The organism is Patescibacteria group bacterium, from assembly GCA_041651155.1.
In the GTDB taxonomy this organism is placed as follows: Bacteria; Patescibacteriota; Patescibacteriia; order CAIXNZ01; family CAIXNZ01; genus JAPLYF01.
Genome location: JBAZJU010000004.1, coordinates 1 through 12,783 on the forward strand (window position 1 = coordinate 1; position 12,783 = coordinate 12,783).

Here is a 12,783-nt window from a genome sequence, read left to right on the forward strand (position 1 = left end):
ACTGATTGCCGTAAAAAAAGAAGACACAGAAACGGCAAGGCGCCGATAGAAATTGCCGGCGCAGACATTACAGGAATCGATTGCTTAAAGTTGTAAAATAGCAGTCGCAAAAGGGGACGCTACCTAAAGTCAAACTATTGACATAATTATTCATCTGTGATATTATAAAGTCATAATGTAAGGGTAACACCTTATTACAAAGGGAAAAAGTCCAAGGTTCATGCCTGGGATTTTTTCTTTTACAAGCCTTCGTCCCGCTTCGGCGGGACTACGGCTTGCATAGGCGAATTTTAGGATACTAATATACAAATTTGATACCAATACTACAAATGTTTCTTGGATTATTTTTAATAATTTGTAGAATTTGTAGTTGATTTGTACATTTGTAACTTTGACAAACTCAAAAATTTCTGATATCATTCTGATGATAGGGAAGTTGACACCCTTACATTTACTTTGTAATTGGGGTTAAATCCTTCCCTGTCATTAAAAAAATCGCCCCGCGTAACGGGACGATTTTTTTATTTATATTATTCTGTTTTTTCAAAGTCACATTCTTTATTACTGCATTTGATTTTGCCTTTGCCGGCATTGATTAAAAGAGAAACACATTTCGGACATTTTTCTCCGGTTGGTTTTGACCAGAGAGCATAATCGCAGTCAGGATAACGATTGCAGGCATAAAATGTTTTGCCGCGCTTGCTTCTTTTGGCCACAATTTCTCCTTTTTGGCATTTAGGGCAGGCAACGCCTGTTGAAGACTGGATATTTTTAGTGAATTTACAGGTTGGATAATTGGAACAGGCTAGGAATTTGCCAAAGCGTCCGATTTTGACAATTAAAGGTGATTCGCATTTAGGACATTTTTCCTTGGTTTCCTCAGCTTTTTGTTCTTCGGAAGTAACCAAAAGAGGTTGGACATTTTTGCATTCAGGATAATTGGAGCAAGCCAAGAATTTGCCAAAGCGACCGGTTTTAATTACCATGGGCGAGCCGCACTTTTCACAAGTTAAATCTGTTTTTTCTTCCACTAAATCTTTTTTAGAAATTTCTTTTTCTTTAGTTTTTAACCTTTGGGCAAAGGGCTCATAAAATTCTTTAATCACTGGCTGCCACTTTCTTTTGCCCTCGGCGATCTCATCAAGCTCCTCTTCCATTTTGGCTGTAAAATTTAAATCCACGATTTGGGGGAAATGTTCTACCAATAAATCATTAACTACCATGCCGATATCAGTTGGCTGAAGTTTTTTGTCATCATTTTTTTTAACATAATTTCTGTCCTGAATTGTGGCCAAGGTCGGAGCATAAGTGGATGGCCGGCCAATGCCATATTCTTCCATGGCTTTGATTAAAGTTGCTTCGCTATAACGAGCCGGTGGCTGGGTAAAATGCTGTAATTTTTTTAATTCAATTAAATTTAATTCATCCTTTTCATTTAAGGCTGGTAAAATATTTTCTTTAACGGCAGTTTTGTAAATTTTTAAAAATCCGTCAAATTTAATAATTGAGCCTGTGGCCCTGAAAATATAATCATTAGCTTTAATATCAACCGTGGTTGAATCCATGATTGCCGGCTGCATCTGGCAGGCCAAAGTTCTTTGCCAGATTAATTTATAGAGTTTTAATTGTCTGGGTTCTAAATAATTGGCAATTTCATCAGGGGTGCGAAAAACATCAGTCGGCCTGATAGCTTCATGGGCTTCTTGCGCGCCTTTTGATTTTGTTTTGAAAAATCTTGGCTTGTCAGGAATATAATTCGGGCCGATTTTATTTTGGATATAATCCCGCGCATTATCCAAAGAAAATGCAGATAAATTAAGAGAATCAGTTCTCATGTAAGTTATTAAGCCAACCGAACCTTCGGAACCTAATTCCACGCCTTCATATAATTGCTGGGCCAGCATCATAGTTTGTTTGGCGGAATAGCCTAATTTTTTGCCAGCTTCCTGTTGTAAAGTACTTGTGGTAAAAGGAGTTGGCGGCTGTCTTAAGCTTTCTTTTTTATCAATACTGATAACTTGATATTTGGCTTTTTGCAGATCAGCAAATATCTTCTGGGCTTCTGTTTCATTTTTAATGGCCAGCTTGGTTAATTTTTTGCTGCCAATTTTAATTAATTGGGCAATAAAATTTTGTGTGTTTTTTTCCAGTTCTGCTTCAATTGACCAATATTCTTCAGTTTTAAAATTTTGTATTTCTCGTTCACGGTCAACAATAATACGCACAGCGACTGATTGGACACGGCCAGCGCTTAAACCGCGAGCGACTTTTTTCCACAGTAAAGGAGAAAGTTTATAACCAACTAAGCGGTCTAATATTCTACGCGCTTGCTGAGCATCAACTAATTTTAAATCCAGATGGCGAGGATTTTTTAAAGCATCTTCAATTGCGTTTTTTGTAATTTCATGGAAAACAATGCGTTCGGCTTTTTTAGCATCAAGATCCAAGGCCGCGCTTAAATGCCAGGCAATGGCTTCGCCTTCGCGGTCTTCGTCAGTTGCCAGAATAACTTCATCAGCTTTGGCTGCTAGTTTTTTCAGCTTATCAACGGTTTTTTTAGCTTTGGCTGGAATTTCGTATTCTGGCTCAAAATTATTTTTAACATCAATTCCCAGGGTTTTTACAGGCAAATCGCGGATATGACCAAAAGAAGACTCCACTTGGAAGTCTTTACCTAAAAATTTGGTAATTGTTCTGGCTTTGGTGGGGGATTCCACGATGACTAGGGATTTTGGCATAATATAAATTAAAAGTTTAAAGTTAAAAATTCAAAATTACAGCTTAAAATTTAAAGTTTTTAATTTTGCATTGCCATTTTGCACTTTGCATTTTGAATTTTTAACTTAGTTATTACTACTATTAATAACATTAATTTTTGATCTTGTCAAATTTAGCCTAAAAGAATGTAATTTTGCCCGCCTAGATTTTTAATCAGGCCCTTCATTTCCATCAGGCTTAAACAGCCGGTTACCAGTGAAACTGGCAAGTTGCTTTTTTTGATTATTTCATCAATGTGAACAGGCTCATGATTTAAAGTTTGGATAATGATTTTTTCTTCATTTGTTTCTGGCAAGACCTTTTGATTTGCCACAAAATTTTTAACTTCCTGTAAATTTAATTCATCTAAAATGTCCTGATAACTAGTAATTAATTTGGCGCCTTTTTGGATTAGTTTATGCGTGCCAATTGAATTGCGATTAAATAAAGAGCCGGGCACGGCAAAGACCTCGCGGTTTTGTTCCAGAGCTAAAAAGGCCGTGATTAATGCGCCCGAAGTTTCAGCCGCTTCAATTACTAATGTGCCTAAACTTAAACCAGCGATAATTCTGTTGCGGGTCGGAAAATTATGTTTTAAAGGCAACATGCCAATGGGAAATTCAGAAATTATTGTGCCATCATTATCTATAATCCCTTGTGCTAAATAGCGGTTGGAAGATGGATAAATACTTTTTTGATCCAGGCCGCTGCCTAAGACAGCGATTGTTTTACCCCGGGCTTCAACAGCAGAATGATGAGCTAAAGCATCAACTCCAAGAGCTAAACCACTAGTAATAGTAAAACCATTTTGCACCAGAGGTTTAACTAATTCAGGCGTGATTTGTTTGCCATAATTGGAAATTTTTCTAGTGCCCACAACCGCTAAATTAAATTTATTATTTAAATTTTGTGAATCGCCTTTTATATAAAGTAAAGCCGGTGGATTGAAGATTTCTTTTAAAAGTCTGGGATAATTTTCGTCTTGGACTGTTATGACTTCAATTTGCTCCTGCTTAACTTTTTCCATTTCTATATCTGGATTTATATCTTTTTTGACAACAATAAATTCCTGGGCAATATTTGGTTCTAGCCCGCTTTTTTGCAATTCTAAAAATCCAGCTTGCCAGGCCGTTTCCATATTAGGGAAATAATTGTATAATTTTTTAAATCTGGCAGCTCCGATTTTGGCAAACTGGGAAATTGCTAGCCAATATTTTAGATCGCTTGTCATTTTTATTAATTGACAATGGTTTGTTAAATATATAGGTTTTAATTTTAAATTTTTAATTTCTAATTTTTAATCAATATCTAATGAAATAATGTCTAAATTCTGTCATTAGAACATTTAATCATTGCTTAGAAATTAAAAATTAGTCATTAGTGATTAGAACCTTTTTATATTGTACAGGCATTTTTAGAAAAAGAAAAATTTTGATAAGTTGGGCTTGACAAACTGGTCTTCGGATGCTATAATGCAAAGTATTGAAAATTGATACTAATGTACTAATTATTACTAATGATACTGATAGGTTGAGTCAGGAAATAATTAGTATAATTCGTACCTGATTCGTAAATTAGTATCTATAGCTCTATCTGCCAGCGGGAAATTAAAAAGGCCCTCCTCCTTTTTGAAAGTACTGGAGTTAGGGTATCTAGCTTAATGCTTGATATTCTACGCTGGTGGGTAGAGTTGTGGATATTAAAGTAATATGTAATAGGTAATAAGTAATTTGTTCTTGGAAATTTTTTAAAATGGCAATTTGCGCTGGACTTGGTTCGGCGCTTTGTATCCCTTTTTGTGAGTAACATCAAGGGATTAAATACGCCCATGAGTAATGGGTAAGAAAAAGTGGCACAAAGTGCCAAAGGAGGAAAAGACATGAGAAATGTCAGTGAGAAGCAAGCCAATAGGATCTGGAAACTCCAGACGCAAATTGGCAAAGGGTTGATGGATGGGACACATGATCCGGAAAAGTTTGCAGATTCTCTGCAGAAATTTTTGGGGAAAAAAGATGAAATACTTCAAGGAGCTCGAGCCATTTTGGAATTGGAAAGTTATCGGTTGTTCATTAATTCCGACCAGACCATGGCCGAAATGATCAAGAAAGGCAAGTACAGCTCATTTGACGAGGACATCAACAATGAACATTTTAAGATTCAGCATACTCGTCAGCATGAGGTTGAGCTTGAACTGGTTCATTTTCGATTTGCGCATTATGGTATAACGGGCATCCATAAAAAAATAGTGCTCGCCCATTTAATAGAGGAGGGACTTAAGCCAGCCAAGATAGTGCATTTGCTCTTTCTTTGCGCGTTATATCCCGAATTACAAAGGCCATGGATAACTGCTCTCGGTTCAGAATGGGTCAATTCAAAAGGTAGACGCCTCTCTCCATATCTGAAATGTTTTGATAATCAGCGGGAGCTTAAACTTAATTGGGGCGGTGACGGTTTCCATTGGAAGGCCGATACCTGCTTCCTGGCAGTACGCGAATAAAATAAAATTTATATCATCTAAGGGCGATTTGTGAAAACGAGTCGCCTTTTTTAATTGGGGTAAGATGGGTAAGAAGGGAAAAAGGGGTAAGAGGGGAAAAGCCGAAGGCGCGAATTATGATTCGCGCCTTCGGCTGGAGAGAGAATATGTTATTCCCTCGTAGGCGCGACAAGCTTGTCGCGCCTACGAGGAGAGAGATTAATTATATTTATTTTGAACTTTGGCTAGTTTTTCACCTTCAATTAACATTTGGACAGCGTTGAGTGCGGCCAGAAAAATATTTTTTAATTTTTTTTCATCTTCAAGAGAGAATTTTTGGAGAACAAATTTGTCAACCGGGATTTTGGTTCTTAATTCATTGGCAATGCCAATTCTAATGCGAATTAGATTTTTAGATTTTAGATTATAGATTATAGATTCAATCCCTTTGTGCCCACCCGAACTTGCATCTTTGGAAATGCGCATGACTCCAATAGGTAAATCTATATCATCATGAATAATAGTAATATCTTGAGGTTTGATTTTGTAAAAAGTTTTGATTTTCTTGACCGCAATTCCGGAATTATTCATGAAAGTTTGAGGCTTGGCTAAAATAATTTTTTGTTCGCCAAAAGTGCCTTCGCAGATTTCTGCCTGGAATTTTTTATTTAGTTTTAAGGATTTTAAAATCAGATCTTCAGCGATTGTGTCAATAATGTGAAAACCAATGTTATGTCGGGTATTTTGATATTCTGGGCCGGGATTGCCGAGGCCGACGATTAATTTGGTCATATGTTTAGTATAAAGTATAAAGTAGAAAGTTTGTAAAGTTTGGAATGATTTATTATAGTAGAAAGTTTATAAAGATTTTATTAAGCCGGAGAGGATTTTTGAAATTTCTAAAGCCATATTATAATTTTTTTCAAAATCTTCTCTTGAAATATATTTTAATTCTAAAGCTAAATATAACATTGATCTTGCTTCTCCGCACGAACCCTTGGCCATATATAAAAATCTTATAAATTCCTTGTTTGTTTTTCTCTCAAATCCTTCGGCAATATTATTCATAATTGAAATAACAGCTCTTTGTATTTGATTCCTAAAACTATAATCTATGCATTCTTTAAAACAAGCATAGGCAGAAATGACTAATTCTTTACTTTTTTGCCAAGCAATAATATCCTCAAATCGTTCAAATTTCATAATATTTTCTTTATACTTTATAAACTTTATAACTTTAAACTTCACGGTAGTTTATTCGCGATTATATTTAAAGCTTGGGGCAGTACTTTGATGTCCAGATAAGGCAATTCTATCACTTCGCCGTCAATTTGCATATGAGTTTTTTTATTAAACGGCAAAATATAAACATCTTTGACTTTATGGAATTCATAACGCCAATCTTTTTGATAATCTTCAAATAAAAAGCGGCGGATTAAGATAATTAAATCTTTGAGGCGCAAGGTTTTTAAAATGCTAATATTCAAATTCCCATCGTCAATTCTTGACTCAGGATTTAATTTAAGATTAAAGAATTTAGCAAAATTGGAAATGAAAATGCTCTGGGCAGTGACCGTTTTGGAATAGCCGTCAAATTTTATGAAGAATTTATCCGGTTTAACATTGAAAAAATTTAAAATAAGGCTCAAGCCATAAGCTAGAAAACCCCAGGCTCTTTTGGCTTTACGAGAAGTATTTTTAATTATCCTGGCATCAAAGCCACAGCCAGCAGCAATCAGAAAATAATGGCGATGATTGATTAAACCAACATCAATTTTTTTTATCTGGTCAGAAAATCCGAGTTTTAAAGCTTTGGGAGTATCTAAAGGAATGCCCAATGATTGTGCCAGGATATTGCCGCTGCCTAAGGGAATGATTGCCAGGGGAGTCTGACTGTTATTATGCAATATCCAGGAGCTAATTTCTTTAATCGTGCCATCGCCGCCACAGGCAAAAATACGCTCAAAGTCATTTGGCTTTAAATTAGTAAAAGGACCGATTGAGGTATCATGCCAGACAATTTCAAAATCATATTGTTTTAAAAGGTTTTTGATTAGTTTATCTTTTGTGTTTTTTTTACCAGCAATCGGATTATAGATGAATAACGCTTTCATTTATTCTCCTTTTTTAAGGCTTATATTTAAAGGTGTCCCAGTAAGATTAAATTTATCACGTAGCGCATTTTCTAAATATCTTATATAGGATTGGTTTAAAGTGTCTCGGCGGCGAATTTGTAAGGAAAAACTCGGGGGATTGATATCTGTTTGTTTTAAATTTGTCAGATAAGGATGGAGAGCGCCTTTTTCTTGCGAAGGCTTGTGCATTTTTATAGTGCGTTTTAAAAATTTATTTAAAGCGCTGGCAGATATTTTTGTTTGGCGAGCCTGATAGACTTTTAAGGCCAGATCTAAAACCTTATGGATGTTTTGTTGAGTTAAAGCAGAAACAAAAATTACCGGCGCCCAAGTCATGTAGGGAAAATTGCGAAAAAGATATTTTTTAAATTTGTCAGCGCTTTTAGTATCTTTTTCCGGCAGCAAATCCCATTTATTTGCAATAATGACAATTCCCACTCTGGCATCAAGCAAGATTTTACTGAGCTTATTATCCTGAATGGTAATTGGCTGGGAAATATCCAAAACAAGAAAGCAAACATCAGATTGCTTGGCATTGTTTATGCTTTTTCTGACTGATTGTTTTTCTAAACCTTCACCCACATTGGCCTGCTTACGAATGCCAGCAGTATCTATTAAAATATAATTTTGTCCCTGATATTCTAAAGATGTATCAATGGCTTCGCGCGTGGTAAATGGAATAGGTGAGACAATTACCCGTTCTTCGCCTAATAGCGCATTTAAAAGCGATGATTTGCCGACATTGGGTTTGCCGATGATTGATACCTTTATGGCTTTTTTTACTTCAAATTTTTTAGATTTTCTTACTTTTTTTATTTTTTTTAAATTATTAATAACTACATCAAGCAGATCTCCTGTGTTTGAGCCATTTATAGCCGAAACATAAATTGGTTCGCCCAAGCCTAATTTGAAAAACTCAGCGCCTTGAGCTCGCCACTTGAGAGAGTCTGTTTTATTGCCTACCAAAATTATATTTTTATTAAATTTTTTTAAAGCCAGGGCTAATTCCTTGTCTTGCGGCATCAGTCCGGCTTGGATGTCAACCAATAACAAAATTAAATCCGCTTGTTTTAAGGCAGCTTGAGTTTTTTTTATAATTTCTAAGGAATATTCAAGCTGAGGTTGAGCCGAAAGTGTTTTAAGCTTTTTGGGCGGGATTATTGTTTCAATTCCACCCGTGTCCATTAATTCAAAATTAATGCCCTGCCAATAAACAGGGCTGATTAAAAAATCACGGGTGGTACCGGCTATAGCAGAGGTGATGGCTTTAGGCTTTTCTACTAAACGGTTAAAAAGCGTTGATTTGCCGGTATTCGGTCGCCCCATAATTATGACTTTGGACAGTTCTTTCATAAGAGGATTTTTAACTTCTGGATTAAAAAGTCAGAGTATTATTCTGCTCGGGAGATTGTCTGTTGATCTTGGCCTAAAATAATTAAAAAGTCAATATTTGCTGAGTAGGTAATCCCTGGTTCGGGCTGGTTAAAAGTTGCGTTGGCATTTAATTTTGCTTTTAAATCCTGCAGTTCTTCAACTTTTTGGCCATTGGTTAAATCATAAATAACGGTAGTGGTAAAATCTTGTTTTTGCGCATTGCCAATTTTTATGACTTCATAGCCTTTCTTTTTTAAATTCGTTGATGTTTGATAGGCCAGACCTTCAATTTTAGTGCCGTTTTGAATTTCCACTTTAATTTTTTCTTTGGCTTTGACCTCTTTGGCTGGTTCAAAAACATATTTAACCATTTGCTTTAGCTGGTAAAAAGACATATCTTTGGGCAAAAGCAAATAAGCGCCATTAATCATGGTGGCATAAAGCGGGCTGTTCTCTCCGTTATCTAAAACTAAAGTGGAAATATTTTGTTTATCAACTTTTTTCGCCAATTTAACGAACTTGAACATTTCCCAGATGTCCATATTTGTTGAGACGTGCTCGCTGTACATTTTCATTAAGGCAGAAATTTTGTTATAGCTTAAAAATGTTGTAAAAGATAAAGCCTGATCTTTGACTGCCTGCAGCACCTGCTGCTGTCTTTTTGAGCGGGCAAAATCAGAGCCTTCATTATTTGTGCCATGGCGAGAGCGGGCATAATTTAAAGCAGTCAATCCATCCATCTTTTGCCAGCCGGCTTTGAAGGAAATAGTCTGGTAGCCATTTGGATTTGAACTAAAATCATCAGTCGGAAATTGATTGTCGGTAAAACTATTTTCTACGTTTACGTTTACTCCGCCAAGCGCGTCAATAAGTTTTTCAAAACCAGAAAAATCAACCCGTACGTAGTAGTCAATAGGAATATCAAAAACTTGGCTGATTGTTTGCGTGGCAAATTCTGCACCTGAACCGGATTCTTTTAATTCACCAAAATGATTAGCCTCATTTATCCTGCGCCAGCCATAACCCGGGATTGGGATAGACAAATCGCGCGGAATGGAAGTTAAAACAACTTTATTTTCCGAAGGCTTAAGCGAAGCCAGAATAATTGTATCGGTCAGATAAGGGCCGGGATGGCCTTCCCCGCCCATGCCTAAAAGCAAAATATTTATCCGGTCGTTTTCTTCTCCTTTTAATAATTTATCCTGGCTGAGTGAAAATCCGAAACCGCCAAAAGGATTAATTTTTTCCAGATTCTGCGCGATGCCTTCGCCGGAAAAGATTACTTGAAATGAAAAAAAGGAGATAAAGATGATGAAAAAAATTAAAGGATAAAAAAAGATCTTGGACAAAATTTTCTTTTTTTGCTTATATTCTTTTTCAATATATTCTAGGAAGTTTATTTTTGGGATTGGCATTTTTTATAAAATAAAATAAGGCAGGAATACTTTATCATTTAATGTTCCTCTATATATTTAATCAGAAAAAGTAAAAAATTTCAAGTTATTTGAATTTGCCTAAATTATTTTTCTGTGGTATAATTTCAACAATTCTATTTATTATTAATTTTATCTCAGATGAAAGAAAATAACCAGTTTGAATGGAATACGAAGTCTACCTATGACTCTATCTGGAGAACAATAAGCGAATTTATAGGGGAGATAGTTAAAGTAATTATAATTTCCTTAGCCATTATTATCCCGGTGCGCTATTTTTTGATCCAGCCTTTTTATGTCAAAGGCGCTTCAATGGAACCAAATTTCCATGATCATGAATATTTAATAATTAATGAAATAGTCTATCGTTTTGAGAATCCCCAAAGAGGAGACATTGTTGTATTCCGCTATCCTAAAGATCCCAGCCAATATTTTATAAAAAGAGTTATTGGCTTGCCAGGCGAAAAAATTAAAATTAAAGATAATAAAGTATACGTTTATAATGATAAGTATCCTAATGGTCTGGCGATTAATGAGGATGTTTATCTGCCAGAAGATGAACAAACGCCCAATTTGGGGTTAACTGAATTTATTTTAGGCAGTGATGAATATTTTGTCATGGGTGATAATCGCGAGGCAAGTTTAGATTCGCGACGTTTTGGGCCAGTACCCAGACGCTTAATTATCGGCAAAGCCTGGATAAGAGGCTGGCCATTTGATAAGATAACAATTTTTCAGACTCCGCAATATAATATTTAACAATATGCCCAAAGTTAAAAAGACAAAGGCAAATAAAAAAATGAAAAAAATTAAACCAGTTGTGGCTAAAGAAAAAATAGAGCCGACTAGCAAAGCCGTTAAGGTGTCAAAAAAAACACCTCAGGTTTTGCGTGGCTTCAAAGATATTCTGCCGGGTGAACAAAAATATTGGAATTTGATAAAAAATAAAGCCGCGGCCATTGCCAGAGATTATGGTTTTGAAAGAATTGATTTGCCATTTTTGGAAGAGACCGGTCTTTTTAACAGAGCCGTTGGCAAGGATACTGATATTGTAGAAAAGGAAATGTTTTCTTTTGAAGATCGCGGCGGAGAAAAAATCAGTTTGAGGCCAGAAGCGACAAGCCAGATAGTGAGAGCCTATATAAATCATGGCATGTTGAATTTGCCTCAACCTGTTAAACTATATTATATCGGTCCGATGTTCCGCTATGAGCGTCCGCAATCAGGCAGATATCGCCAGCACACTCAATTTGGCTTTGAAGCCCTGGGAGACAAAAATCCGATTTTAGATGCGGAAGTCATTATAATGGCTTATAATTGTTTGCAGGAATTAGGTTTGAAAGTAAATATTCAGATCAATAGCATTGGCTGCCCTGATTGCCGTAAAGAATATAAGACGCAATTGGTTAATTATTATAAAACTCAGAGAACTGATTTGTGTCCTGATTGCAAAATCAGGTTAGGCAAAAATCCTTTGCGACTTTTAGATTGCAAAGAAGAAAAATGTCAGGCCATAGCTGAAGATGCGCCGCAAATTGTAGATTGGCTGTGTGAAGAGTGTAAAGTTCATTTTGTCAAAGTTCTGGAATTTTTAGATGAATTGGAAGTCCCATATAATTTAAATTCGCGCCTGGTCAGGGGTCTTGATTATTATACAAAAACAGTTTTTGAAATTTGGACTAATTTAAGTGAACAAGAGCAGCAAACCGAAGGCAAAAAAGCCCAGATAGCTTTGGGTGGAGGCGGACGCTACGATGATTTAGTTGAACTTTTGGGTGGCAGAAGCACGCCCGCGGTCGGCGCTTCAATTGGAATTGAGCGAGTAGTCTTAAAAATAAAGGAAGCAAATATTGAGGTTCCGGAAATTGTTAAATATGATATTTTTGTAGCGCAATTAGGTGAAGCGGCTAAAAGAAAATGCCTGGCCTTGTATGAAGTTTTACGCAAAGAGGGCTTGAAAGTTGCTGAATGTTTTTCCAAAGATGGTTTAAAAAATCAGCTGGAAATAGCTAATAAATTAGGAGTAAAATATGCTTTAATTTTAGGCCAGAAAGAATTGTCAGAAGGCACAATTTTGCTTCGTGATATGGATGGCGGCGTTCAGGAAACAATTAATTATGATAAGGCAGTTAAAGAAGTAAAAAAGCGTTTGTCAAATTAAACTGTTATATATTTTCAAATAAAAAGCGCTGGGGATAAAACCGGCGCTTTTTAGTTTATTTTAGCGATTTTCAATTTGACTTAACATAATTTTATTGGTATTATTAAAATATCTTTTAGGAAGGGAGATGTTTATACTTAATGACAGAAATTAAAAGGAAAAAAGGCGAGACTTTCGAAAGCTTGCTGCGACGTTTTAATAAAAGAATGTTGCAAAGCGGTAAGTTGCTCCAGGCTAAAAAGATAAGGTTTTTAGAAAAAGACCCGAACAAGAATTTAGCCAAAAAATTGGCTTTGAGAAGATTAAAAATCAAAGCCAAAAATGAATATTTAAAGAAAATTGGCAAGGATTTAGAAGAATAATTAAAATGCGAATGATACGAATTGGTTAAGTATTTGTAATAATTTGTAGTAGATTCGTAAATTTGCCTTCGCAGAACGTAGTTTG

11 protein-coding genes are annotated in these 12,783 nt (G+C 35.8%); 4 read left to right on the plus strand and 7 right to left on the minus strand.

Going from position 1 to position 12,783, the window contains the following annotated elements:
• Positions 1-530: 530 nt before the first annotated feature.
• Together topA and dprA are read right to left on the minus strand one after the other, a co-directional pair.
• Complete coding sequence (topA, locus tag WC460_03680; protein ID MFA5188435.1) at positions 531-2,738, minus strand: type I DNA topoisomerase; 2,208 nt, start codon at positions 2,736-2,738, stop codon at positions 531-533.
• Between the two features lie 152 nt (positions 2,739-2,890).
• Complete coding sequence (dprA, locus tag WC460_03685; protein MFA5188436.1) at positions 2,891-3,988, minus strand: DNA-processing protein DprA; 1,098 nt, start codon at positions 3,986-3,988, stop codon at positions 2,891-2,893.
• Between the two features lie 648 nt (positions 3,989-4,636).
• Between dprA and WC460_03690 the strand changes: the two genes are divergently transcribed.
• Positions 4,637-5,254, plus strand: a complete 618-nt coding sequence (locus tag WC460_03690; protein MFA5188437.1) for a hypothetical protein — start codon at positions 4,637-4,639, stop codon at positions 5,252-5,254.
• Between the two features lie 198 nt (positions 5,255-5,452).
• On the opposite strand, the gene pth is transcribed toward WC460_03690, so the two are convergent.
• The 5 genes from pth to WC460_03715 form a co-directional block, all read right to left on the minus strand.
• Positions 5,453-6,025 carry an aminoacyl-tRNA hydrolase gene (pth, locus tag WC460_03695; protein MFA5188438.1) on the minus strand — a complete coding sequence of 191 codons (573 nt, stop codon included), beginning with the start codon at positions 6,023-6,025 and terminating at the stop codon, positions 5,453-5,455.
• Positions 6,026-6,091: 66 nt separating this feature from the next.
• Complete coding sequence (locus WC460_03700; protein ID MFA5188439.1) at positions 6,092-6,436, minus strand: four helix bundle protein; 345 nt, start codon at positions 6,434-6,436, stop codon at positions 6,092-6,094.
• A 41-nt stretch (positions 6,437-6,477) separates the two neighbouring features.
• A complete protein-coding gene (locus tag WC460_03705; GenBank protein ID MFA5188440.1) occupies positions 6,478-7,347 on the minus strand; it encodes a diacylglycerol kinase family protein in 870 nt (289 codons plus the stop codon).
• Complete coding sequence (der, locus tag WC460_03710) at positions 7,348-8,721, minus strand: ribosome biogenesis GTPase Der (protein ID MFA5188441.1); 1,374 nt, start codon at positions 8,719-8,721, stop codon at positions 7,348-7,350. It abuts the gene before it with no gap.
• A gap of 38 nt (positions 8,722-8,759) precedes the next feature.
• Complete coding sequence (locus tag WC460_03715; GenBank protein ID MFA5188442.1) at positions 8,760-10,157, minus strand: LCP family protein; 1,398 nt, start codon at positions 10,155-10,157, stop codon at positions 8,760-8,762.
• 159 nt (positions 10,158-10,316) lie between these two features.
• Between WC460_03715 and lepB the strand changes: the two genes are divergently transcribed.
• The 3 genes from lepB (at position 10,317) to WC460_03730 (ending at position 12,698) form a co-directional block, all read left to right on the plus strand.
• Positions 10,317-10,934, plus strand: coding sequence for a signal peptidase I (gene lepB / locus WC460_03720; protein MFA5188443.1), 618 nt, complete (start codon positions 10,317-10,319; stop codon positions 10,932-10,934).
• A gap of 40 nt (positions 10,935-10,974) precedes the next feature.
• Positions 10,975-12,336: a histidine--tRNA ligase gene (hisS, locus tag WC460_03725; GenBank protein MFA5188444.1), complete on the plus strand. Its 1,362-nt coding sequence runs from the start codon at positions 10,975-10,977 to the stop codon at positions 12,334-12,336.
• 140 nt (positions 12,337-12,476) lie between these two features.
• Positions 12,477-12,698 carry a 30S ribosomal protein S21 gene (locus tag WC460_03730; protein MFA5188445.1) on the plus strand — a complete coding sequence of 74 codons (222 nt, stop codon included), beginning with the start codon at positions 12,477-12,479 and terminating at the stop codon, positions 12,696-12,698.
• Positions 12,699-12,783 lie beyond the last annotated feature (85 nt).

Coding starts and splice junctions, on each gene's coding strand:
- lepB (MFA5188443.1), top strand. CDS start 10,317: ATGAAAGAAAATAACCAGTTTGAATGGAATACGAAGTCTACCTATGAC.
- WC460_03690 (MFA5188437.1), top strand. CDS start 4,637: ATGAGAAATGTCAGTGAGAAGCAAGCCAATAGGATCTGGAAACTCCAG.
- WC460_03700 (MFA5188439.1), bottom strand. CDS start 6,436: ATGAAATTTGAACGATTTGAGGATATTATTGCTTGGCAAAAAAGTAAA.
- pth (MFA5188438.1), bottom strand. CDS start 6,025: ATGACCAAATTAATCGTCGGCCTCGGCAATCCCGGCCCAGAATATCAA.
- der (MFA5188441.1), bottom strand. CDS start 8,721: ATGAAAGAACTGTCCAAAGTCATAATTATGGGGCGACCGAATACCGGC.
- hisS (MFA5188444.1), top strand. CDS start 10,975: ATGAAAAAAATTAAACCAGTTGTGGCTAAAGAAAAAATAGAGCCGACT.
- WC460_03730 (MFA5188445.1), top strand. CDS start 12,477: ATGACAGAAATTAAAAGGAAAAAAGGCGAGACTTTCGAAAGCTTGCTG.
- dprA (MFA5188436.1), bottom strand. CDS start 3,988: ATGACAAGCGATCTAAAATATTGGCTAGCAATTTCCCAGTTTGCCAAA.
- WC460_03705 (MFA5188440.1), bottom strand. CDS start 7,347: ATGAAAGCGTTATTCATCTATAATCCGATTGCTGGTAAAAAAAACACA.
- topA (MFA5188435.1), bottom strand. CDS start 2,738: ATGCCAAAATCCCTAGTCATCGTGGAATCCCCCACCAAAGCCAGAACA.
- WC460_03715 (MFA5188442.1), bottom strand. CDS start 10,157: ATGCCAATCCCAAAAATAAACTTCCTAGAATATATTGAAAAAGAATAT.